Here is a 23,215-nt window from a genome sequence, read left to right on the forward strand (position 1 = left end):
AGCAGCGGATGATCCAGTCTGATTTCAAAACAGTCTCCTCAAAAATACAGGAATAAAACGTGCGCCATGGCAGAGCTGCGTTTACGGCGGTGAGGGTGAGAATCAAGATGCGCAACAAAGGCAAGGATTTAGTTAATTCTCACCAGGTTAAGCAGTGCAACTAAACCCCGTACCCGCAAATCCAAGGGGTAAATGAAACAAGCCATGAAACGCGTCACGTTGTCCCGTGCCTGTATAACGCGTTAATCAATGATACTTTATTTTATTTATAACATGTCGATCTGAAACAATCAGAGCTTGAATATCCAACCAGTGCTGCTATATATAGTCGAGACACGGGCATTGTTACAATACTGTTGTTTCCTGAATGTATGGCAAAACGATTCAGGCCGTGGAACATTTGTGGAGAAATTGAATGCATACACCGCCGCATGAGGCCGTACCGCAATGGCTCAGGCCATTAAGTGAATATATCAACCAGCCCAATCAGCGCTTTCTGTGCCACCCGGCAGATGGCAGCAGTACAGCACAGTGGGTGGCGCATGTGACCAGCACCTTGGGGGCGCCGGCATCTGCTGCGGACATGGCGCTGCTGCATGAGCAGTTGGGTGAAAACGCACCGCAGGCATTCATTGACTTTTATACGCACTACAACGGCGCCGAGCTGTATGCCGACACCGTCGAGCACAACGCCATCGGCATTCATGTCGTGGGCATACGCGTTTTTGCCATTGCAATGTGGGAGCGCATGGGAGACTATTTTCAGGACTGGATCGACGGTGAGGTGTTTGACGCCGGCGAACTGAACGCCCGGGTTCCGCCATGGGTGCATGAAGCCGTCATGTTCGGTGAAGTACCCAACTCGGGCAACTACTTTTTACTGGCGCTGGGCGGCGCGCAGCATGGTGGCATCTATTATTTCGACCAGGATGGTTTGAGCTTCAGCCTGTACGCCGCAAGCCTGCCAGAATTTTTCCAACGCATTACCAGCGACCCGGTTCAGGCGCTTAACGATCTGGGGGGCTATGCCCGTTATGGCGACGACGCCACCGGTACGCAATGGATGCCTCAGGCGTATGCGGCAGGAGATGCGGTGTTTTAAGCCTGCGTGGTATCAAAGTGGTTTGATTTGTGTAAAGAAAATTGTCAACATCAACACACAGAAAAGAATGAGGGCCAACAAGGCGATGCGAAACCTGCTTCCAGGACCATCCATTTTGCGGTTGATCCACACCCAGCGGGCAATGCGGGTAGTGCGCCAGACATATAACAGACCGAAAACCCACCTCATCACGGCATAAGATTGATTACCAGTAAAAAGAATAATCAGGATATTGAGTACGTCTGCTGTCCACATGAGTACTGGAATAAACGCAATAGCAAGCGCTGCCAACACCACGCAGAGCAGAATCAAGGCAATGGGGTTCGGGGCGCTGACTTTTGCCGTGTGTGCAGGTTCACGCGTATTCCGCTGGCTTGTTTGCGTACTGGTTGAAGTGTGTTCTGCGGACATGCTCAATTGCCTGTGTGTTGTAAAACATGTCTGCACTTTAGCGCGGCATTCCGGCTTTGTACGTGTTTCATGAAGAAGTGCTTTTTGTTCATACCGCGAGGCGCATAAAATGATACGTGCCTGTTGCAGGACATGATTGTCATCGCTGCCTTGCTTTAACTTTGGCTGCCGGAAATATTTTTAAAATAAGAGCATTGCCGGTACTACATTGAGAAGAGTGAACGCAAACAAAGCAAAGCCCAGCTTCTGCCCAAGCGAGCCGTCTGTTTTACTGTAAGCGCTCCAAGTACACCGGGCTATGCCGATGGCAGAAAAGACAATGATGATAATTGGGAGCAGGCCAAACAGCATTCCACTGCCACCGAAAAGTATAGCCAGATAACCCATGACCGTACTTAACTTGACTGCCAATAGCACGGAGGCCGCAACATAGGCCAACAGCACCAGAGAAATCAAACCGGAAATGACAGGGTGCGGATCAACCGTTTCTGTATGTGCTTCTATTTCCATGCATGCTTGCGCATCTTCCTGCTGCGTGCTTTCTTCCTGATGATCTGGTTTGTAATTTAAAAGGTAATCGTCAAACATGGTACAGAACTCATTTGTTGTGGTACATGTCTTGACTTTAGCGGTGCATTCCAGCGCCGCATGCAATTTTCAGAGAAGTGCTATGTGCCCATACGGCCGGGCGCATGAGGTGATACCTGCGCAGGCTGAAATTGGTGGGCATGCGATCTGCTGCGGCAGGCAGATTTATGTTCAGATGCAAGCAGATATAAAAGTAAAAAGTTATAAAATCACAGGATCACAAAATTACAAAAGGCCTGCATGGTTGATTGCCATGCAGGCGCTGAATGTAGCACTGCTGCTCATGATCAGGCTGTTTTATGCAGCCGGTTTTTTCAGGGGCTGTTTGGGCTTTTTGCCATGGCGCAGTTTTTCTGCATTGATGGCTTCATTGACCAGGCACTGCGCGATGAAATCTTTTTTGCTGGTCTTGAATTCACGCAGCCGACCGTCAGGTTCAATGAACTTGCCACTGTCCACCAGCCACATCAGCTTGTCAAACTCATAAGGCAGAATGCCTTTGTCTTTACACAGCGTCACAATGGCGGTGAAAAACTTTTGCGGGCAGACCACTTTGGCATAGTTGATCTTCTTGTCCTTTTTCGGTGCCTTGGGCAGCGTCTTGGGTTTTTTCTGCATGCGTTGCTGCACCTGTTTCAGGTCCACCAGCCCGGCTCGCATGCACAGGTTGATCAGCGAGGCGTCAGGTTTAACGTAATCGGTGTAGCCAAGCTCTTTGATGAAGTTGTAAACCAAGCCTTTATCCAGTGAGGGGATGGCCTCGTGCAACAGCTCCACCGGTACCAGCAGCGCGTTGACATCGTCTCCATGGGCGTCGCTCAGCGCGCTTTTAAAAGCCTTGTACTGGTCGTCACCGGCAAAAAACGCCGCAGCATCACAGATGGTTTGAACAAAATTTTTCCAGGCTTTGATGGTTTTTTTCTGCGGCGCTTTCCCGTCCGGCGCCAGCAATTCTTTCAGATTTTTTTTACCGCCCAGGGCCTGCCATACTTTTTTCGGCTCTTTGCCATAAGTGGCTGCAACCTGTTGCGGGTTAAAGTTAAACAGTATCGGGGCTAAATAATCGCGCAGGTAAAGTGTGGGGGCAGTATCAGCCGCTTCGGTGCGTGGCTGGTACCATTTACCCAGGGCGTCACCCTTGCCGGTGCCGCGTGAAGCGTGGCGCAGCAGCGTTTCATACAGCCATGCCGATGTTTTGCGGTGTTTGCGTTTGGCTTGCCACTGCAGCAGGTTGGCGTCAATGAGCTGGCCGGTAATGGCCGGGTCGCAGTTTTGCAGGTAATTACGGGCTTGTTGGGAAAATGTGATGATGTCCATGTTGTTACTTCCTTGGGTTCACGCCACAGGTAGGTGATCAGTTTTTCATATTGCGTCCGGGTGGTTTTCAGTGAACCGCTTGGCCATGGTCCTGTCAGGCCGTGCGTTTCCTGTATCCAGACGTGTTTTTTAGTGACAGCATTAATCTTAACCGATAACGTTATTGCTGGCTATGTACAGGCCGTGGCGCATCAATGGTTGCCTGCATCAGTGTTGTTCAAAACAGGGCCGGCGGCAAAAGCAGGTTAAGGCAGGCGGCAGTGTGGCTGGTCATGTTCTATCTGAGTGACACCATGTAACATGTCAGGCCAGTGCTTGATCAGGCTCTTTTCAGGGCCAGCCGTTGAACCTGCGCGCTGCCAGGGCGCAGCTTAAAATGTGGGCTTGCCGGCCAGGTGGGCGATGACGGTGAGCATCAATGCCAGTGGCACCATGCTTTTATCAATAGCCAGCAGTTTGTTCACCAGTGCCTGGTGCCTGCTGCCGGCCAGCGCCTTGCTGAGTTCATTGAATCCAAACAATGCAATGAACAAGGCCAGCGTGATATAGCCCAGCCCGTCAGCGGCCCAGTACAGGTATACATCAGGCAGGTAGGCTTTGCTGGGGGTGCCCGGCGAATAAACCACCTCAATGTGCTGCCCTGTTTCATAAGGCCGCATATCGCTGCTGGTGGCGGTGTGCAGGGTGCCGCGGGCATCTTGGTATTCAATGGTGTAATAGTATGTGGTTGAACGGGTGCGGCCTGCGGCGCTGGTCTGAGTGACCTGGCCCTGCGCCTGTTCGCCCCACAGATAGGCAGCGCTGACGCCATACAGGTCTTTAACGCCCATATAGATGAAACACATGCTGACAACCAGCAGTATCCAGGGAATGATAAAAAAATGTTTGGGTGTGGCAGCCATCGGTACAACAAACACATCAGTCTCAAAACATCGCCACGCTGAGATTTTCTCAACCAGCGCTGGTTGCCGCAGTGTAGCACGCGGGCCGGCGATCATGCACTACCCGGGGCACAGATGATCGTGGCGCGGTAACCGCTCCCGCAATCACAAGCGTGCAGTATTGTCCTGCATATTGGCCTGTCCGAATACCGTGCACTTACTGAAAACGGCTTAATGACCAGCAGGGCAGCAAGCGTAAGCCTGTCGCAGCCATGTGGCATTTGATTTTTTACATAAATACAACATGTATTATTACGCGGATTTATTTTTTCAGACCTTTTGATGCGCTTATTTGCGGTGTTTTAATGCTTGCCATGAAAATGCCTAATGCCTCTGTGGCAGGGCATCTTCGCGAGATTTTCGGTAGAAAGTTCTCTTACGCAGAGCGCGTTTTACTCATTAAATATGCCTTCTTTGTAAATGCAATTATTTTGGTCAACAACCTATAAATCATTGACCTTAAAAAATTAGGCGTTAACATTACATAAATTATCGCGGAATTTAAACGCGATAACTTGATTGTGACCACTTGCAATCAAATTGATACAAATGACGGTGTGGTGTGTAAATGATGGAATTAAAGACAAAAGCGGTTGTGAATCGGTGTGATTCGTGTGAGTTGTGTCGCTGGTGTGAGGGGCCCTTCCCCCCGAGCGCAGTGCCGGGCGATTAGCCCTTGCTGAGCCAGCAGCAACCCGCACGGAAAGTATCCCGTGCGGTTTTTTTATTTTAAGAGCACTGTTTTTGCGCCTGGGCTGCTGGCATACCGTGCCATCAAAGATCCCAGGGTGGGTAGGTTTCCAGAGATATGGCTGCATAGCCATGTCAATGTTGAATTAATCAAACTTTATAAAAAAAGGAAAAAGAATATGCATTACGTTCTGGTTGTGATCATCACTTGCATTATATGGGGTTACCTGGGTGGGCTGGCAGCGGCTGTGGCAACCGGGCTCTATCTTTTTTATGTTTTGCTGCAATACGCCATTGCGCGGCTTTTTACCACAACGGCCAAATACTATGAATCGCTGGCGGCCAGTAACATGACCGTCATTACACTTTTAGCCATTGTCTTTCTTTTGGGATTTGTTGCGGGAGCTGGGCTGTCGGGGTATAACTTTCCACAGAAGCTGACGCAAGCTGAGCTGGATAAGGTGGCGCTGTATTTTTATGTCATCTATTTTGCTGTGACGGTAGCCGTTGCATCGTTTTTTATCCGTCTCTATTTTGGCGTATCGTTTTTCGTGGCGCTGATGATTGCGGTAATCACGTATGTCTGCTGGACTGTCGTGACTCTGGGCATCAGTATGCTATCGCCTGCCAGCGCTGCCGTGCTGTAGCCTGCGGTGTATTTGCCTAATCTGCTGAATTGTGTGATGGAGCCTTTGTATATATAGGTATATCGGACCCATCGTTTGCAGGTACGGATACAGCAGTGGCGGCAGGCCGCTGGCGGTGCTGCATATGCCGATAGGCAGTCACCAAGAATGATCTGCATGGAATTATTTTTGGAGCATGCGGGTATACATGATAAGATCGGATAGACAACATGGTTTTTGACATGTCATCACGTCAAAGCAGGGGCATTATGCTGTAACGCGGGTGATACGGAAACAACATTCTCTTTCTATCAACATCAAGGAAAATGACGATGAAAATCTGGATGCTGATACCAGTTTTTGCAATGGCACTGGCAACTTCTGCACACGCCCAGCAACTGCAACGCTGCACCGACCCGGCAACCGGGCGGGTGACCTATTCTGATGCACCATGCGCAACCAGCAGCAGCTCCCAGGCGGTCCGGGTGCACAGCATGTCGGGTGTGCAGCCGGGAGGACAAACCTGCAACACCGCCAACCGGGCGGCATCCGTATCGAATTACGGTTCCGGTGGCGGCAGCATTGCGGTGATGACGCCCTCTAACAGCCAAAGTGGCGGCAATGTTCGCCGTTCAGGGTGTAACCGGCGCCGATAACAGGCAGATAGGCCTCTAAAGGCCACCCCAAACCGGCTGCAGGGTTTTGCAGCAGGGCGGTGTGGTTGAAGCATTTTCAGGCCATATCAAATGATATGGCTTTTTTATGAGTCAGGTTTAACATTCGCAGCCCAAAGCGCAGCTATACTTGGCTTGCTGCAAAGCCATTTGTCCGATTGTTCCGATTTGTCCGCGCTGGCCATCAACTCAGAAAGATTACAACGAATGCATTACCTGCCAGTCGTACTCACCACTTTACTGTTGTATGCCATTGCCGATATACGGCTGGCGCTTTTTGCGCTTGGATTTTATCTGGCGGTTGTCTGGGTGCTGTTTGGTGTGACACGTCTGTTCAGCAAGGATGCGACGTTTTACAAATCGCTGGCATCGCTCAACATCATGTATATCGTGATGTTCCTCATCAACATTGTGATTGGGTTTGTCCTGTACAGCTACAGCACAGGGCAGTACACGGCTGCTGAACTGCAGGCCATGGAGGAACTGCCGCAGTCACTGGCCAGCATCATGTACTATGTGAGCATCATCAACACATTGCTGGCTGTGGGCATTTTGGGCTATAGCATTTCCCGCCGGGTCGACATCTCATTTTTGGCCGGTATCGGTATTGCCGTGTTGACGCCGATTGCGTGCATATTGGTGCTGGCCGGGCTGGCATTGTTTCTGCCGGTTGCTGCGATTGGGGCTGAAGAACTCTCCGCCTTGATCAAAGGGGTACTGGCTACTATGCAATAGCGCGGCAGGCGATAGCCGTGCTGTGATTTGCGGTCTGAGAACAAAAGCCGTACAGCAGGTTTGCCGTACGGCTTTTACATGCCAACCGATGAACATGAGCAGCAATTTATGTCAATGATAACCGGTATGGCCTTTATGCGTGAAGCAGGGGATGGCCGCTGCGGCTGAAATGGATGCCCTGTGGGGCTGATCTGGTTATTTACAGACCGTGTTCACAATGAATACATCGCCTTGTGCGGTTTGCGCATTTTGAAAGTCATTATTTTCCATTGTCATCGACTTGACCACCTCACCCTTGGCGTAAGCCTGGTTGAACTGGTGCATGGCATCGGTGCGGATAGCGCGCAGGGTACAGTCCACCGTGATCTCCATGGTGGCTGATGCGTTGGGTACCGGACGCGGCGGGGTTTCGTTGTCAAAAGGTTGTGCCAGCAATGTGGCGGTGCGCCAGGCCAGGTTCTGCTGGCTGGGCTGGATGGAGGACTGGTCAATGAAAATCGGCGCAGTTTCGGTGCCTGGTATCAGCGTCCATAATGCCTCATTAGCAGAAGCCATGCTGCTTGCAGAAAAACCTGAAATAACAGCCAGCGCCAGCATAGCGTGGTGTGTGCGTCGCATCAAAGACATGTCATATTCCTTATCAGATATCAAAAGGCGGGTAAAGAGATACTCAGCCAGCACCCATTTTAGCGAAGAGTTTATCGATTGCAAACCGCAGCCGGAAATTGGGCTGTGTCGTTATCTGTGGGCAAAAAAGCGGCACCTCAGGACTGGCTGTCAAAAAGATTTCGGTAGGAGGCTATGCATACCCTTGGCATTCAGCAGGCGCTGTGCCAGGGCGCGTGTATCGGGTTACATGCAAGGTGATATCCGGGGTCATTTGCATACGGTACCCAATATGAGTTGCGCCCCTTTACTGCCATCGGAGGCGGCAAACCTTTCATCTTGATCAGCACGGCGCAGGACATCTCCCTGCCCGTAGTGCTGGCTGAACCAGCGCTCGGTATCTGCCCGTGCGGCCTGGTTTTGACAGTCGACGGTGATATGTATGCCCCAGGACTGCGCTCCCGCTACTTCTGCCAAATCATGTGAGTTCTGGATATTTTCAGGCTGTACAATCAGGCTGGCACGCCGCCAGTGCGGGTGGCCAGGGCTGGGGCGGATGGAGTCAAGGTCCAGATAAAATGCGGCGGGTTCAAAGCCCTCAGAATCTGCCTCAATCAACAGCAGGTTCGAAGGGACAGGCTGGGCAGCAGCATTCAGGCTCATTGTCATGCCGGGTATACTCAGTGCCACAGCCAACATCAAAGAAACAAACCAGGTTGATTTATTCATCGCACGTCCTCACATTGAAGTTCAGTCACTCCGTCAAAGTATATCTCAGTACTGCAGCTGAAATAGCATATGCTGGCCCTTGTGGTCAGACAAAATCTTTCGGTTAAACAAAAACCATGAAAGCAAAAAATGACTTACGTGCCGCCATACCTGTGATACAACTTCAGCTATGGCGGCGTGTGTAGCGCTGCTTACTTGCACACGGTTTGCAGGGCCTCACGGGCCTCAGCCACGTCGCCCTGTTCTGCACGTATCAGCCAGGCGCGTCCCTCCTCAACATCCCGCGCAAGCACCCCGCCGTTGCAGTATATGAGGGCTAAACGGTATTGGGCCGGGGGGTAGTTTTGTTGTGCGGCTTGCATAAAAAAAGTAAAAGCAGCCGCTTTGTCCTGCGTGATGCCGGGTGTTGTGCCGCTATCGTACAATTGTGCCAGTTTGTACTGGGCATCAATGTTGCCACCATAGGCCGCTTTTTTAAGCAGGGCGAATGCTAACTGGTTATCCTGTGGGACAAACTTGCCTTCAAAGTACAATTCTGCCAGTTGAAATTCAGCGCCATGATTCCATTTTTCAACCTCCTGATTCAACAGATCAAGTGCCTGTTGCGGATTGAAATGTGTGCTTTTCTCGTCCAGATAAATGATGGCCAGTTCGTTTTTAGCAATAGGACTTCCTTGCTGCGCTGCACGCTGATACCATTCAAACGCTTTCTCAGCATCATAAATATCAAGGGTTTGATTATTGTATAAAAAACCAGCAAGTGTTTGTGCATGCACATTCTGGTTGTTGGCTGCTTTTTCCAATACCCATGCCAACAGATCCTGCTGTTCTTGCGCAGAGAGTTGTTTCTCTCCGAAGCGGATCATGTCACGTAATGAGGAATAGGAGGAGGGAAGGCTGGTGTGGTTCTGATCATTGCGTTTGTTCTGAGCTGACTGGGTAAACCAGAAAAATGCCTTGTCGGCATTTCGAAAAGCACCACTTTCTCCGTCTTCATTGCGATAAAAAAATCCGAGCCTGAGTTGAGCGAATCCATCGTCTTGGTTGGCAGCTCTGAGCAGCCATTCTTCTATTTTTTGGGGATCTGCTTTGCCTGTGGGAGACATGTATGCTCTATTGTACAGCCTGGTTATTTGGATCATGGCTTTTGTGTCTCCCAGGTCAGCTGCTTTCAGATACCACTCTTCCGCTGTTCTGGGCTCTGCTTTGCCGGTGGGAGACCGATACTGGAAAATATACAGGTCGCCTATTTTGATCATGGCGGCGGTGCTCCCCAGGTCTACAGCCTTTTGATACCATTCCTGTGCAAGCTGAGGTTCCTGTTTTCCAGTGGGCGAAGTCGTGGGGCTGCTATACATATCTCCTATCTGAACTAGCGCTTCAGTGCTGCCCTGTTCAGCGGCTTTGAGCAGCCAGTTGTAGCCTTGCTGTATATCACGCGGGTACCCTCTGCTTCCCCACAAATAGTATCTGCTCAGTTCTATCTGCGCCTTGACATCGCCATTTTGGGCATCGGTGAGCAAATCGGCGTATGCAAACGGGCTGCCTGCCATCAGCAAGGCGCAGAACACACCGGCCAGCTTCAGGCGGTTTTTGGCGGAATAGGTGTGTTTTTGAGCAGCAGTTGTCAGGTGAATCATTTTGTTATGCCTTGTTTTTTTATTAATACCAGAAAGATCATAGGTCTGACAAAATGACATGTCAAATAGCCAGCCGAATGTTGACCATGCGCACAAACGCAGCAGATACAGATTGCGCAGGTGTAAGAGCAGAAGCACGCCGGGGGCTGTACAGGCCTCATGGAATGCAGGTCAGCGTTTGATCGGTGGTTATCAAATCAGCGGTTGTCATAGTCATAGTAACAACTGGCACGGAATTCCTGAATCAATTCGTCGCCGGTTTTATCCGGGTTTTGGTAGACATACTTCACCAGGTCAATCACAATGCGCTCCGTCTGTGCAATGGCAAACTGCGTAATCTCCGTATCGCCACCGTCCTGGCGGATAGATGATCTGATGGTTGCAATAAACTGCTGTTCGCTGATCGGCCCGTTATCCCTGGTGGTCGTTGCTACTGACGCGAGCCCTGAAACCTTGTCGCATATGCCATTGACCGTTTGCATCAGGTTCTCCGGATAATGTCTTTGGCACATGATCTCCATGGCCTCTTTCCACCGCGCTGAATTGTGCTGTGCCAGTTCAGAAGCCATGGATACGTGAAGTATGTTGCTGACCTGCTCCCTGAAGGAGGCATTTTGCCCTGTGATACGCTGGTAAGCCTCGCTCAAAGAGGCGCCGGCTGCCAAAAAACCGGCGCTGCGCTCGACACTCTCCGTCATCAGTTCACAGCTCATCTGCTGTGGGTGGGCTGATATAGTTAAAGTGCCTGGCGTTTGGGCATAGGCACCCGGCAATGCTGCCGCAACCAGTAGCAGTGCAATACGCAGATAGATCCAGGTGTTTTGACGAGGCATGTGCTTCATCACGTATTCTCTTTTGTCGTGCAGGTGAATGATGTTCAACCGGTTTGTGCGCAAACCCATTACAGTATGCCATATTCCACAGTGATCCCCATGTGAAAACTTTGAAAAAATGAATCCCCAGGTGGTTTACAATGGGCTGGAATGCGCTCAGGGTTGCTCAAGCACTGCTAGGCAAGGCTGGCGCTCACACAAAGGGTTCCACTCTAAGGGGTTTGCTATGAGTTCAACAAGAAAAGCAGTCGCACTGGCCATTCTGGTGGCAGCAGTCAGCGTTACCGCCTGTAATGGCATTTCACCCAATATCGGGATTGGTGTTTTCGGCGGCAGCCGGCATTCCGGGGTTGGGGTGGGTGTCGGGTTTCCCATCGGGGGTTCCGTGCCGTCAGTGCCGCAAACACCGCCACAGGTGGTGGCATACAATGTGGGTGATCTGGTGGCAGAAAACGACTTGTTTTACCGCAAATTTTTGGGCATGACACCGCAGAACGGCTATGTCGTGCAGGACTTTTATAAATCCGCTCACAGTGCCGCAACAACGCAGTCTGAGCAAAGCGATGAAAAACTGACCGATGCCTATGTGCTGCGCACCGAGGCTGATGTGGAAGGTCTGTTGTACTCGGGTGCCGTGGAAGGCTCTGGCGGGCTCAGCCAGGGCATGCTGAACTGGCTGGGCCAGTTGAATGCGGCCGGCCCTTATGTGTTATGGTACGAAAATGGCCGCAAGGCGCTGGAAACCCGCTATCTGAACGGTCAGTTGCATGGGGCTTGGACTGTCTGGTATGCCAATGGACAAATGCAGACAGAGGGCGCTTACGACCATGGGCAACGGGTGGGCGTCTGGCGCATGTGGAATGAACAGGGCGTGCTGCTGCACGAAGAACGGCTGGAAGCCACCGCGCAGTAACGGGCTCGGGTGTTTTCTTTAAGATTCTTTATGAGTGTGTGCTGCCAGGTCCGGTACCAAAGTGTATGGTCGAATGGAGGGGATGTTATATGAAAAAAATTGCGTCAAGTTTCACATTGCAGCACCGGCTGGCATGGGTGTTGCCTTTGCTCGCGGTCTGGGCCATCAGCGGTTGCACAACTTTGACCCCAGCCCCATTGGTAGAGGCCCCGTCCTATGAGGTCGGGCAAAAAGTGGCGCAGGGCGATGTGGCTTACTGCACCTACCTGGGCACCACGCAGCAAGGCTATCAGATGCAGGCCTTTTACCAGGGCAGCAACCAGAAGCTGACCGATCCGTTTGTGGTGACGCAGGTGCAAGACATTCCCCGCTGCGTGTTTACCCACGGTGCTTTCATGAATGGTTTGTACATCACCCCCCGGATGATGTCACCGCAAATCCCGATGGATACGCTGGTAACGCAGGATGATGTACCGTTTGACCTGCATTTGCAGGGCATGCTCACACAATGGTATGACAATGGTGCCATGGCCATGCAGGGCCAGTTTCATAACGGTGTTCAGCAGGGGCTGGCGACTACCTGGTACAGCAACGGGGCCAAAGAGCGCGAGGGGTACTACATCGACGGGCTGAAAGAAGGGCAATGGACCTCATGGTACGCCGGTGGCGAAAAATCACTGGAAGGCAACTATGTGCATGACCAGGAAGACGGCCTGTGGACCGGCTGGTATGAAAACGGCCAGAAAAGCGAAGAAGGCTCTTACCAGGCCGGCCTGAAAGAAGGCGTGTGGCGCAAATGGTGGGACAACGGCCAGCTCAGCGACGAAACCCATTTTCTAAACGGCCAGTTGCATGGCACTTGGCGCCAGTGGTATGTCAATGGCGACCGCGCTCTGGTGGGACAGCATCAGAATGGTCGTGTACACGGGCAACTGCAGGTCTGGTATGGCAATGGCCAGCGTTGGGTGGTCGGGCAGTTTGACCAGGGCCGTGGTGAGCTGACCATTTGGCATGAAAACGGACAGAAAAGCCAGCATGGGCATATTGTGGATGGTATTCCGGTTGGCCTGTGGCAGCGCTGGGATGAGCAGGGCAAACTGCTCGAAACCGTAACCTACGAACCACTCCAACCCTGAGTGATTTGAAGCACAGTGCACAGGCCCGGCGTATGCATGCCGGGCCTTTTTTCTGATCCCGGTCATGGCGGTTTTGTGCGATAAAGGGCACACTTAAGCCTTTAAAAGGGTTTTTCGGCCCGCTTTTTTCAGGCCATGTTTTACAATTCAAACAGCATGCACACAAGTGCAGTGTACCCTGCGGCCATGGCGTTTCAAGGCGTGTTAACAGCCCTGAAAGCCAGCCAAAGGAATAAAACACATTGTGAAAAATCAACCAGAATGAAAACGATGAACAGTTCTATACCAGGGTGGGCAATCCTATTTTTGGCGCTGGCACTCAGTGCCTGTACCGGCACCTCCAGGCCTTCTGCAGGCACAACACCTGCCACACCGCCTTCTGTGGCAGGCACCGCGCCTGAAGAAACCCCTTTGTCCACGCCTGACCTGCCGCCGGCTCCGTTTGAATTAGGAACTGTGGTGGCACAGAATGAAGCGTACTACCGCGAATTCTGGGGCATGACGACACAAGGCTTTTTTGTGGTGCAGGACTTTTACCATGCCGGCGGCGTGAAACGCACCGACCCCTATACCATGCTGCGCCTGGATGAAGTGCACAACTGGATACTTTCACCGCAACAATCACTCACACAGCAATACGAGGCCTTGTGGCAGGTCGGCATTGACGGGCCCTATGTGCAGTGGCATGCCAACGGACAAAAAGCCATTGAAGGCCTGTATCAAAACCGCTTGCCGCAGGGGCAGTGGAAACTCTGGTACGACAGCGGCGCACCCATGTTTCAGGAAGAGCTGATCAACGGCGTGCGCAACGGGCCATCCATGGGCTGGTACCCCAACGGCAAACAGGCCGGGCAGGGTCAATATGTGAACGGCGTGCGCGATGGCGTATGGATCCTGTGGTACAACAATGGCTCCAAAATGCAGGAAGGCGCTTACGGCAACGAGCAGCAGCAGGGTGACTGGACCTATTGGTACGACAACGGCACACGCAAGCAGGCTGGGCGTTACCTTGACGGTGTGCAGGTGGGCGTGTGGAGCTGGTGGGACCGCCAGGGCAACCTGGTGCGCGAGCTTAACTACGGTGAAACCGGTGAGCTGAAACCACAGATCGGCTCGGGTACCATTCAGCCGCGAGCCTGGTAAAGATTCCGCTGTTCAAAGGAGGTTAGATGCAACACGCCGGCAAAGCCGGTTATGGCATCTTAAAAGGTGTGTTAACACGTCCTGATAAAAATAAATGCGAAAGTAGCAAACCGTTTTAAACGGTTTGCTACACTGTAGTTGAGCAACCAACAACTTGATATAGCGGGTTCAAACGCTTATATTTTTCCACCGACACCCTTAAACTTTTCAACAAACGCTGCAATTTTTTGGAAAACACTCTGTTTTTTTGTGAGGTATTGCGGGTTTAGGGGGCTCATTTTAGGCAAAACAGCATTGAGTTCTGTGCCATTGTCACTGGCAAACTCACGCTTGAGTGAAGTAGCGATATAACGTTTAGCTGCCTCTTCATTCAGATTTTCGGAACGAATCAGCTCTTGTGCCTCGCGCTGTTGCTCTGCTTGCGCAAAAGCAAAAAAAGCCTCGATAATACCAACCTTATCACCGATCTTATCCAGGTTAGTCTGGTTAATAAAATCAACAATCAAGCTTTCCTTAGCGCGGTTACCCAGACTGGCCCGGATTAATCGGCGTACTTCATCAATTAAGCCTGCTTTACTTTGATGCTTTTTATTGTGTTCAAAAATCAATTCAAGAATGTAATCAAGATTAATTTCCTGCGACTTCAGCAAGTCCACTTCAAAGACGACATCATTCCAGTCAATGGTCGATTTGTCTTTCTCGTCAGACGACTTTTCCCGGCGTAACCAATCGCGAATATCGTTATAGGCTGATCGGTAATCCTGAATTTTTCGCTCGGCAGGCATCCTGATGGTTTGCAGTGCCGCCAGGTCGTCATCATTCAAATAGTGTCGTGCCTTAAAAGCCTCAACCGCTTCAATATCTCCCATATCGACGCTTTGCAAGGCTTTCAGGTTGGCAAACTCATCATAGTTCTGTAACACGTTCTCCACACGCAAATATTCGCCAAATAACTTCACAAAGTCTTTTTTATCTTTTTCCAAAACAATTTCATCAGGGTTGGGGAAACGTTGTTCTAATTCTGTAACAACGTCCACAAAGCCGCGTCTTGCTTCACCGGTCACTATATCGGTAAAGCCTTCCATGTACTCCTTGTAGCTCTTTTCCAGCACCACATTTTTGGTATTTTTATCGCCGAACAGGGTAATGGCATCAACTGTAGCCTGCTCCAGATCACGAAATGTGACAATATTGCCGAAAGTCTTGGTCGCATCATAAATACGGTTGGTGCGCGAATAGGCCTGTATCAAACCGTGGTAACGCAGGTTTTTATCAACAAACAGGGTATTGAGTGTGGGGGCATCAAAGCCGGTCAGAAACATACCCACCACAATCAGCAAATCGACTTCCTTTGATTTAACCCGCTTGGCCAGATCGCGGTAATAGTTTTGAAAACCATTGCTATCCACGCTGAAGCTGGTTTTAAACAGTGCGTTATAGTCTTTGATCGCAGCGCTTAAAACCTCTTTGGCACTGCTGTTCATGGCCGACACATCAAAGCTTTCATCCGCAATATCGCCTACAGCATCCTGCTCTTCATTGGCGGCAAACGAAAAAATCGTCGCTATCTTCAGTGACTTGTCACTGTGTTCCTGCAGTTGATTCAGCGTTTCATAATACAGTTTGGCGGCATCCACACTGCTCACCGCAAACATGGCATTAAAACCATTGGCATTTGCTTGCAGACGGTGGGTTTTCCGCCGGAAATTGTTCAAAATATACTGCGATATTTCCCGAATGCGCTCGGGGTGCAACAGGGCTTGCCTGTTTTCCGCCGCGTTCAGTTTGGTCTCATCCTGCTCCGTTTCAACTGCCTTGAATTGCGGGCGCACATCGTTGTAATCCACCTTGAACTTGAGCACTTTTTCATCGCGAATGGCATCCGTTATCACATACGAATGCAACTCGCGGCCAAACACGCTGGCCGTGGTTTCAGCGCCCAGGGCATTTTGCGGGAAGATCGGTGTGCCGGTAAAACCAAACTGGCAAAAATTTTTAAACTTCCTCTTCAGATTTTTCTGCGCTTCACCAAACTGGCTGCGGTGGCATTCATCAAAAATAAACACCACTTGCTTCGTGTATATAGGCAGGTCGCCTTCGCTTTTCATCAGGTTGTTGAGCTTTTGGATGGTTGTGACAATGATCTTGTTATCGTCTTTCTCCAGGTTACGCTTAAGCCCGGCGGTGCTGTCCGAGCCGTTGACGCTGTCGGGTGAAAAGCGCTGGTACTCCTTCATGGTCTGGTAATCGAGGTCTTTTCTGTCCACCACAAAAAATACCTTGTCGATAAACGCCAGTTCTGTAGCCAGGCGAGCTGCTTTAAAGCTGGTTAAGGTCTTGCCCGAGCCGGTGGTATGCCAGATATAACCTCCGCTTTCGGGTTTGCTCCAGTTTCTGGCTTCATGCGAGTTGTTGATCTTCCACAAAATACGCTCGGTGGCGGCAATCTGATACGGGCGCATCACCAACAGAGTGTTATTGACATCAAATACCGAATAATGCAGCAGAACTTTGAGCAGGGTATTTTTCTGGAAGAACGTCGCCGTAAAGTCTTTCAGGTCTTTGATCAGACTGTTATCGGCTTTCGCCCAGTTCATGGTGAAATCAAAACTGTTTTTATTGCGCTGCGTGGTGTTGGCAAAATAGCGGCTATCGGTGCCGTTGGAAATCACAAACAACTGCAAATACTTATACAGCGAATGCTCGCTGTTAAAACTCTCCTTGCTATAGCGGTGCACCTGGTTAAAGGCTTCCCGAATCGCCACGCCACGTTTTTTCAGTTCCACCTGCACCAGCGGCAGGCCATTCACCAGAATCGTCACATCGTAGCGGTTGGCGTGCGAGCCCGTTTGCTCAAACTGCTTGATCACTTGAACCTTATTGCGGGCAATGTTCTTTTTATCCAGCAGATAGATATTCTGAATGCGGTTATCGTCAAACACAAAATCATGAATATAGTCGTCGTGAATTTTGCGGGTTTTATCAATGACGCCATCACTGGGTTTATCCAGCCAGGTTTCTACAAAGCGCAGCCACTCGCCGTCAGTAAACTGCACGTTGTTCAGGGCCTGTAACTGCTCGCGCACATTGGCCAGCATCGCTTCAGGCTTATTTAAACCCGGCAGGTATTCATAACCCTGATGGACCAAATCCTGAATAAGCTCACGCTCCAGGTCACCTTCGCTCTGGTAGCTTTCGGCCACCTGCCATTCTTTGGTGTATTTATCCAGAACGATAAAGCTGTTTGATTCGGCAATGGGTTTGGTGTATTCCATACTATGTTACCTCTTCAGGCTTGGGAAAGCTCAGCAGCAAATCGCGGTAATACTCATATTGCTTTTTGCGCAACTCAATTTCACGCGGCAAGCCTTCGCTGATGGAGTTGGTGAGGGTGTCGAATTTATCAAGGATGGCGACAATGCGTGTTTGTTTTTCAATGCTCGGAATAGGAATTTTTAATTGATGCAATTTGCTACCCTTTATTCCTTTTACCGTAGAACCTGTAGCGGTCTTATGCAATTTATCTTGGAACTGGCTGCCCAATAGGTAGTACTTTAAGAACGAATTAGAGAGACTATCATTTGTGCTTCTGTATTTTATGACTCTCTGAGCTAGCGCAATATTTTCTCGATCCACCTGTGCCACGAACCCACATGGGGCTTCTGTAGTTATCAAAACATCCCCTAGCTTTGGATAACCACGTCTCATAACTAAGGCATAATCATTCTCAGATATGAACTCTTGTGAAGCTTGATAGTCTATATATCCCATTCTAATATTTTTTGCTGTCACTAAAAATATTCCATTTGAAGTTTTCGCTGGCGTTTTTCCTCGGTAATCTACATAGTCACAAACTTCCCCCAACATCTTCCATTCCACTTCCCCATCTTCAAAGCTCAACAACTGGTCGCGGTAGTAGTTGTATTGTTTTTTACGTGCGGTAAGCTCGGCGGTAAGCTCGGCGGTAAGCTCGGTAAACGTGTCCAATATGCGGACAATTTCTGTTTGGATTTTTAGTGATTTTTGAGGGTTTTCAGGGCAAGGGATGGGAATTAGTAGAGCTTCCATTTCGCTCTTGCGAATAGAGGGAAGTGCACCAGAATCGTGTGCCAAAGAGCTCAGGTTAATTGTTTGCATCCAATAAAACAGAAACCGAGCACTAATTTTCTCACTTGAAATCAATCCCATGACATTATTATCGTAGGCGGATGGCATAGATAAAAGGCGCTTCTTGTTTGTCGCCACAGCTGCGCCAATTTTGGGGAAAATCACAGTGCCCGCAGGTGCCGGCGTGATACCAAGTTTTTTAACTACCGTATCATCAATAAAGTTATTCGCTGCAGTCATCGTAGTTTCGTTGCCAACGATATTCATATCACTGACTTTATAAAATGGATAGCTGCCTTCAGATTTTCCTTGATAGGCATTCGGGAAACCCCAGCCACTACGAATTTCAGCCACTTCCTTCAGAGGTTGCCACTCTATCTGAACGCCATCCAGCAATTTCTCAATAAAGTCCATGTTGCTCATGTCTTAGTCTCCCAGCCTTCATTGGGAGTGCCCTCAATCTCGGCCACGATGGTATCAATCTCTGACCGCAGTCGGTCGATGTTGGCAACGGTGGTTTTTAGTTCGGCATTAAGCTGGGCAATATCCACCACCTCGCGGTTGTCTTTGGCTTCGACATAGCTGCTGACCGACAGGTTGTAGTCGTTGGCGGCAATGGTCTCAAACGATACTGATTTAGCAAAATATTCCTTGTCGGCTTTGCTATCAAACACCTGCATAATGTCTTCGATATGTTTATCAGTCAGCACATTGTTATTGGTTTCTTTTTTAAACAGACTGCTGGCATCGATGAGCTGGGTTTGGGTGTCTGTTTTGTGTTTGGACAGCACCAGAATATTCACGGCGATGGTGGTGCCATAAAACAGGTTGGGTGCAAGCGAAATCACCGTTTCGACATAGTTGTTATCCACCAGATACTTGCGGATTTTCTGTTCGGCGCCGCCCCGGTAAAAAATACCGGGAAAGCAGACAATCGCCGCTCGACCTTTGCTGGAAAGGTAGCTGAGCGCGTGCAGTACAAAAGCAAAGTCGGCTTTGGACTTGGGCGCGAGCACGCCTGCCGGGGCAAAGCGGTCATCGTTAATCAGGGTCGGGTCATCTGAGCCAATCCATTTCACGGAATAAGGCGGATTGGATACGATGGCGTCAAAGGGTTTTTCATCGCCAAAGTGTGGTGTAGTTAGGGTATTGCCCAACTGGATGTTGAACTTGTCGTAGTTGATGTTGTGCAAAAACATGTTCATACGCGCCAGGTTATAGGTGGTGTGATTGATCTCCTGGCCAAAAAAGCCTTCTTCAATAATATGGGCGTCAAAATGTTTTTTGGCTTGCAGCAGCAGTGAGCCGGAGCCACAAGCGGGGTCATAAATTTTATTGACACTGGTTTGCTTGTGCATGGCCAGTTGCGCAATCAGTTTCGACACATGTTGTGGGGTGAAAAACTCGCCGCCGGATTTGCCGGCATTGGCGGCGTAGTTGGAGATAAGAAACTCGTAGGCATCACCGAACAGGTCGATTTGGCTGCCTTCAAAGCCACCAAAATTTAATCCTGCTACGCCCTTGAGCACAGCCGCCAGGCGGGCATTTTTATCTTTTACCGTATTGCCGAGCCGGTTGCTGGTGGTATCAAAGTCGGCAAACAAGCCTTTGATGTCTCCCTCTGAAGGGTAACCGCTGGCAGATGTTTCAATGGCGGCGAAGATGCCCGCCAAATCTGTGTTTAATTTCTCGTTGGCATTGGCACCAGCGGCGACGTTAATGAACAGCTCGCTAGGGTAAATGAAGTAACCCTTGGTTTTAATGGCATCGTCTTTGATTTCTGCTGTGATAACGCTGTCATCAAGCTTGGCATAGTTAATGCTGTCATCACCGCCTTCAATGTAGCTGGCAAAGTTTTCGCTGATGAAGCGGTAAAACAGCGTGCCTAAGACATACTGCTTAAAATCCCAGCCATCCACTGCACCGCGTACATCGTTGGCAATTTGCCAGATCTGACGTTGCAGTGCCGCGCGTTGTTCCTTACCTGTCATTTAAAACTCCAGCCTTGATCTGTTTTGGATAGCTATAAGTCCATATTAGCAAGACATTATAACGAGTAAAGAGGCTATGAAACCCGGGAGCTATCCAATGGTTATGAGGGTGTTTTAACGCAAAATATAGGAGGTGCGCTGCGGACCAGGCACAGATGGATACGCGAAGCAGCCAGGATGAATAGCGGTGCTATTTATTACAGGGTGCGACAAAGCATTTGCTATTGTCTGATGGCAGCCTGAAGGGAAAGATGCTTAAGCCGTGCCCAGCGGCGGCGGAAACTCTTGGTCGGGGTCTTCGGCATCCCACCAGTCCTGCGCTTCCTGATCCTCCTGCTCCTGGTAATTCTCTTCGCCTTCAAAACCGTGCGCTTCGATTTCTTGCAATACATATTCGGCATCAAACCGGGCGGTGATTTCTTCGGCACCGCGATGCGCCAGCAGGGTCACACCCTCTTCGCTGTCTTCTGTTTTATCCTCCTGCACATCCTGCCACTGCACGCTGAAGCCCTGTTGTTTCAGAAAATATTCCACCATGGCTTCATTATCGGTACTGTAGTAAGAGGCAACCTGCTCAATGGTTTCCAGAATATAAGGTACCTCGTAAGGTCCTGTCAGTTCGGCAGGGAGGTCTTTAACCAGATAAAACAGCAGGCCGTTGTCCAGCGGTTCGCGCCAGTAGGCGGTGTTGAAAATGCCGGCGGCTACAGAGGCGATATGGTCGCCGTTGAACTCGTCAGGCACCAGCGGAACGCTGCTGAGTTCCAGCACCAGCTTGGGGTGTTCCAGCGTGTCAATGTGCTCGGCCACGCCTTTGGCTTTCAGCTCCTGACTGTCCAGCAGCAGGGCTGGGGGAAAAGGCGTTTCATTCTGTTCGGCCCAGGCCCATAGCCACGCGTCTTCCGCATCCAGTTGGGTGCCCAGCAGTTGAATCGCAAAAACGCGCCCGGCGCCGAAATCGGCGGTGCCTTTTTCCAGGTCGAGCTTGGGCTGGTTCTGCGGCCCCAGGTATTTGGAGAATAACAACTGGCGCGCAAAAACGGTGCCGATATGGGCGTCAAATAAAGTTCCAAAAGCAGGCTGCATGCAAATTCTCCGGGCAAATATGCTAAAAAGATGCCAGTTAAAAATTCATTGTATCAATTGCTGCGATTACCTTCTTTGACATGGTGTGAAAAAATGCATGAAATGCGGCAATGCTTTCAATGAAACTGCTCAATCTTTTCAAATACACCCGAGGTAGGGTCAAAAAACACATAGACTGCGCCATGGTCATGAAAGAGGGCGGGAGTGCTCAGTTTGAGTTGTCCAATGAAAACCAGCGGTTTGTTTTGACGTATTGGCCACTGTGCACCCTGTATCCAGCGTGGCGGCTTTACAGGAAAAGTTAATTGCAGAATATGTCAAAATGTATCGCAGCAAGGCCGTTAGAGCCGTGTGCATTCATTTCAGTTGGGGCAGATTAAAAAGAGGAGGGGACATGGCTGAACGTTCTTCGCTGTATGCGCGTATCACAGTCTGTGCAAACCAGTATCCGCAAATGATGTCAAGCCCGGTCACTACCGGAAATGATTTTGATGACTGGCAGCGGTGGTTTGATTCTAAAGATTTGACAGGCGATGGCCTGGTGCCAGCGGCCTATCTCAGTGTGTATGAAGGCATGCCTTTGCAACAGGTGGTGCAATGGCTATGTGAGCCAAGCGGCGGCAACGGGCGTGCTGTCTATGATGCGCATACAGGCATCTGGCAATTGGGTGTTGCGCAATTGACCAGTATTTACAGCGAGATGATTCCTTTTCTGGCTGTTTTGCGCGGCTGTGCCAGATTCAGCCAACCGGATGCCGGTGATTTCATTGCCATGTATCCCTATACAGGAATGGATTGTGATGCCTGCATTGGCATTAAAGACAAGCAAAGCCGCTTTTTCACGGAATTATCAACGGCCCAGCGGCAGGAGGCGGATGACTTTTTCATCTCTCCCCTATGGGCAAGCTCCGTGTTGTAATGAAGTACCAGACCGTGGTATGGATGATGATGAAAGGAGTTGACCTGTGTCCGAACCTCATTCCCTTTACGTGCGCGCAACGGTGACGCCGGAGCGCTATGAGCAGATGATGAGCAGCCAGGTGCCTGTCGGCGGTGCTTTCAATGACTGGCAGGGCTGGATTGACGGGCAGTTGAGCCAATCTGTTGCTGTGCCTGAGCGTTTTCTACAGGCGTTTGCCGATATATCGCTGCAACAGTTTGTCAGCGGCGTATGCGAGGCACCGCACTGCATGGCACATACGCACTATGACCGTAACCGTGGCGTATGGCAGCTTGGTATTTTGCAACTGACCGAAAACTATGCCGAAATGATTCCGTACCTGGCGGCGGTGCGTGGCTGTGCAGCTTTTAACCAGCCGCAGGCAGATGATTTTGCTGCCATCTATCCTTTTGTCTGGGGCGATGCCGGGTATGCTGCCTGCATTTCCCTGCACAATGGGCAAAGCACTTTAATCGATGAGCTGACCGCCGAGCAAAGGCAGAAGGCCGACAGTTTTCTGGATGCGATCATGACGCGTGCGATGAAAGGTGCCGGGTAGCAGATACCCTGCCTGGCTGAGGCACAGTATAGACACGCTTTGCTTAAAACGGCGATCAAAGCCAATGCAAGCGGAGTGTCATTGCATGGAGCCGGTCAGGTATCGTCAGGGTTGCGCGGATCGCAGCGGCATGTCGGGCTGAGGCTATCGTCGCAGCATTTGACCCTGCCGTTTGGCGTGCAGCCACACACGCCGCGATGGTGCGAGCAACAGCCGCGCTGTGCCAGTTGGGCTGTGGTTTCCCCAGGCTGCAGTGTACAGGCAGGCTGATCCGGTGGTTGCGAAGCCGGAGCAGACACGGTAGCAAACGGGTGGCGCCAATCTGATAAAGGCTGGCTATCATCAGCCAGGGCTGCACTTATACCCATGCCTGGGAGCCACATCAGCGTGCCGGTAAGCAGGGCCAGAAAAAATGCTTGTATGCGTTTCATCCATTGTTTTTACACCA

Annotated in this window: 22 protein-coding genes; 9 read left to right on the forward strand and 13 right to left on the reverse strand. The window is 50.5% G+C overall.

Translation table 11 applies throughout. The features are described 5' to 3' along the window. Positions 1-415: 415 nt before the first annotated feature. Positions 416-1,102, forward strand: coding sequence for an SMI1/KNR4 family protein (locus CUZ56_RS09200; protein WP_126980099.1), 687 nt, complete (start codon positions 416-418; stop codon positions 1,100-1,102). Positions 1,103-1,114: 12 nt separating this feature from the next. Here CUZ56_RS09200 and CUZ56_RS09205 read toward each other — a convergent pair whose 3' ends face one another. From CUZ56_RS09205 to CUZ56_RS09220, 4 genes are all read right to left on the reverse strand, one after another. Continuing rightward, positions 1,115-1,513, reverse strand: coding sequence for a hypothetical protein (locus CUZ56_RS09205; RefSeq protein ID WP_126980100.1), 399 nt, complete (start codon positions 1,511-1,513; stop codon positions 1,115-1,117). A 180-nt stretch (positions 1,514-1,693) separates the two neighbouring features. Then, on the reverse strand, positions 1,694-2,101 hold the full coding sequence (locus CUZ56_RS09210; protein WP_126980101.1) for a hypothetical protein: 408 nt from the start codon (positions 2,099-2,101) through the stop codon (positions 1,694-1,696). Between the two features lie 297 nt (positions 2,102-2,398). Further along, on the reverse strand, positions 2,399-3,418 hold the full coding sequence (locus CUZ56_RS09215) for a hypothetical protein (RefSeq protein WP_126980102.1): 1,020 nt from the start codon (positions 3,416-3,418) through the stop codon (positions 2,399-2,401). A 371-nt stretch (positions 3,419-3,789) separates the two neighbouring features. Beyond that, on the reverse strand, positions 3,790-4,416 hold the full coding sequence (locus CUZ56_RS09220) for a DUF3592 domain-containing protein (RefSeq protein ID WP_126980103.1): 627 nt from the start codon (positions 4,414-4,416) through the stop codon (positions 3,790-3,792). Between the two features lie 812 nt (positions 4,417-5,228). Here CUZ56_RS09220 and CUZ56_RS09225 point away from each other — a divergent pair. From CUZ56_RS09225 to CUZ56_RS09235, 3 genes are all read left to right on the forward strand, one after another. Next, positions 5,229-5,696: a hypothetical protein gene (locus CUZ56_RS09225; protein WP_126980104.1), complete on the forward strand. Its 468-nt coding sequence runs from the start codon at positions 5,229-5,231 to the stop codon at positions 5,694-5,696. A 311-nt stretch (positions 5,697-6,007) separates the two neighbouring features. Then, entirely contained in the window at positions 6,008-6,331 is a 324-nt protein-coding gene (locus tag CUZ56_RS09230) for a DUF4124 domain-containing protein (protein ID WP_162615307.1), read from the forward strand. A gap of 225 nt (positions 6,332-6,556) precedes the next feature. Then, a complete protein-coding gene (locus CUZ56_RS09235) occupies positions 6,557-7,084 on the forward strand; it encodes a hypothetical protein (RefSeq protein ID WP_126980106.1) in 528 nt (175 codons plus the stop codon). Positions 7,085-7,279: 195 nt separating this feature from the next. Here the strand turns inward: CUZ56_RS09235 and CUZ56_RS09240 are convergent, their stop codons facing one another. The 4 genes from CUZ56_RS09240 to CUZ56_RS09255 form a co-directional block, all read right to left on the reverse strand. Beyond that, positions 7,280-7,711, reverse strand: a complete 432-nt coding sequence (locus CUZ56_RS09240) for a surface-adhesin E family protein (protein ID WP_126980107.1) — start codon at positions 7,709-7,711, stop codon at positions 7,280-7,282. A gap of 249 nt (positions 7,712-7,960) precedes the next feature. Next, positions 7,961-8,419, reverse strand: a complete 459-nt coding sequence (locus CUZ56_RS09245; protein ID WP_126980108.1) for a surface-adhesin E family protein — start codon at positions 8,417-8,419, stop codon at positions 7,961-7,963. Positions 8,420-8,610: 191 nt separating this feature from the next. Continuing rightward, on the reverse strand, positions 8,611-10,059 hold the full coding sequence (locus CUZ56_RS09250) for a tetratricopeptide repeat protein (RefSeq protein ID WP_162615308.1): 1,449 nt from the start codon (positions 10,057-10,059) through the stop codon (positions 8,611-8,613). A 197-nt stretch (positions 10,060-10,256) separates the two neighbouring features. Next, positions 10,257-10,961 carry a hypothetical protein gene (locus CUZ56_RS09255; protein WP_126980110.1) on the reverse strand — a complete coding sequence of 235 codons (705 nt, stop codon included), beginning with the start codon at positions 10,959-10,961 and terminating at the stop codon, positions 10,257-10,259. A 157-nt stretch (positions 10,962-11,118) separates the two neighbouring features. On the opposite strand from CUZ56_RS09255, the gene CUZ56_RS09260 reads away from it, so the two are divergent. From CUZ56_RS09260 to CUZ56_RS09270, 3 genes are all read left to right on the forward strand, one after another. Then, positions 11,119-11,805 (forward strand): toxin-antitoxin system YwqK family antitoxin, encoded by a 687-nt coding sequence (locus tag CUZ56_RS09260; protein ID WP_126980111.1) that lies wholly within the window; start codon positions 11,119-11,121, stop codon positions 11,803-11,805. Positions 11,806-11,894: 89 nt separating this feature from the next. Then, complete coding sequence (locus CUZ56_RS09265; RefSeq protein ID WP_162615309.1) at positions 11,895-12,941, forward strand: toxin-antitoxin system YwqK family antitoxin; 1,047 nt, start codon at positions 11,895-11,897, stop codon at positions 12,939-12,941. A 270-nt stretch (positions 12,942-13,211) separates the two neighbouring features. Further along, entirely contained in the window at positions 13,212-14,084 is an 873-nt protein-coding gene (locus CUZ56_RS09270) for a toxin-antitoxin system YwqK family antitoxin (RefSeq protein WP_162615310.1), read from the forward strand. 176 nt (positions 14,085-14,260) lie between these two features. Here the strand turns inward: CUZ56_RS09270 and CUZ56_RS09275 are convergent, their stop codons facing one another. The 4 genes from CUZ56_RS09275 to CUZ56_RS09290 form a co-directional block, all read right to left on the reverse strand. Continuing rightward, a complete protein-coding gene (locus tag CUZ56_RS09275; RefSeq protein WP_126980114.1) occupies positions 14,261-17,359 on the reverse strand; it encodes a type I restriction endonuclease subunit R in 3,099 nt (1,032 codons plus the stop codon). Between the two features lies 1 nt (position 17,360). Next, positions 17,361-18,614 (reverse strand): restriction endonuclease subunit S, encoded by a 1,254-nt coding sequence (locus tag CUZ56_RS09280; RefSeq protein WP_126980115.1) that lies wholly within the window; start codon positions 18,612-18,614, stop codon positions 17,361-17,363. Further along, entirely contained in the window at positions 18,611-20,182 is a 1,572-nt protein-coding gene (locus CUZ56_RS09285; protein ID WP_126980116.1) for a type I restriction-modification system subunit M, read from the reverse strand. The genes CUZ56_RS09280 and CUZ56_RS09285 overlap by 4 nt, the downstream gene beginning before the upstream one ends. A 255-nt stretch (positions 20,183-20,437) precedes the next feature. Further along, a complete protein-coding gene (locus CUZ56_RS09290; RefSeq protein WP_126980117.1) occupies positions 20,438-21,268 on the reverse strand; it encodes a DUF6882 domain-containing protein in 831 nt (276 codons plus the stop codon). A gap of 394 nt (positions 21,269-21,662) precedes the next feature. Between CUZ56_RS09290 and CUZ56_RS09295 the strand changes: the two genes are divergently transcribed. Next, complete coding sequence (locus tag CUZ56_RS09295) at positions 21,663-22,187, forward strand: hypothetical protein (RefSeq protein ID WP_126980118.1); 525 nt, start codon at positions 21,663-21,665, stop codon at positions 22,185-22,187. Positions 22,188-22,233: 46 nt separating this feature from the next. After that, positions 22,234-22,767, forward strand: coding sequence for a hypothetical protein (locus CUZ56_RS09300; protein WP_126980119.1), 534 nt, complete (start codon positions 22,234-22,236; stop codon positions 22,765-22,767). A 95-nt stretch (positions 22,768-22,862) separates the two neighbouring features. Here the strand turns inward: CUZ56_RS09300 and CUZ56_RS09305 are convergent, their stop codons facing one another. Continuing rightward, positions 22,863-23,198 (reverse strand): hypothetical protein, encoded by a 336-nt coding sequence (locus CUZ56_RS09305; protein ID WP_126980120.1) that lies wholly within the window; start codon positions 23,196-23,198, stop codon positions 22,863-22,865. Between the last annotated feature and the right edge of the window lie 17 nt (positions 23,199-23,215).

It is taken from the genome of Saezia sanguinis (genome assembly GCF_003991585.1).
Lineage (GTDB): Bacteria > Pseudomonadota > Gammaproteobacteria > Burkholderiales > Burkholderiaceae_C > Saezia > Saezia sanguinis.